The following is a 740-nucleotide window of genomic DNA, read 5'->3' on the forward strand; positions in this document are numbered from 1 at the left end:
CGCGCCCTACTGCGGGACGCGCGGATCCTCTGGGAGGTCGGCGAGGCGATCTGCAGAACCGCGAGCACCCTCCCGGAGGCCTCCCGCGCGGCCCGCGAAGACCGCGCCGCCGACGCCGCGCTGACGATGACGACCACGCAGCTGCGCCGAGCCCTGACCCGCTGGCGGGAGGAGCTGCACGAGCAGCCCCTCGCCGAGCGTCACGCCCGCGCCCGCGAAGACCGCGCGGTCTGGGTCACCCCGGACGTCGACGGGATGGCGACCCTCTGCATCCACGCCCCAGCGCCGGTCGTGTCGGGCTCGTACGACCGGCTGCGCCGCATCGCCCGCACCCTCCGAGACAACGGCGACCCCCGCACCCTGCAGCAGCTCAGCGTGGACGCCGCTGTCGACCTGCTTTGCGACGGCGACATCGCCGGCACCACGCCGAACAAAGAGCACCGACCGGACCCGACCTTCGTCCCCGGCATCCGCGCCGAGATCCGGCTGACACTCGCCGCCTCCACCGCCGTGGGCCTCGACGACGCGCCCGCGGATCTCGACGGCTACGGCCCGGTCCCCGCCGAGATCGCCCGCGAGCTGATCCGCACCGCCGCCTCCTTCACCCGCGTCCTCACCGATCCGGAGACCGGCGCGGTCGTCTCCGTGGGCCGCACCCACCGCGTCCCACCGCCGCAGATGCGCCTGCACCTGCAACTGCGGGACCAGACCTGCCGCTTCGCCGGCTGCACCCGGCCCGC

1 protein-coding gene is annotated in these 740 nt (G+C 75.0%); it reads left to right on the plus strand.

Features of this window, described 5'->3' with window-relative positions; genetic code table 11:
* The coding region (locus MT355_RS21065) for a DUF222 domain-containing protein (protein WP_243601047.1) at window positions 1–740 on the plus strand (740 nt) is incomplete at both ends.

The sequence above is a fragment of the Rathayibacter sp. VKM Ac-2929 genome, assembly GCF_022815495.1.
GTDB lineage: Bacteria > Actinomycetota > Actinomycetes > Actinomycetales > Microbacteriaceae > Rathayibacter > Rathayibacter festucae.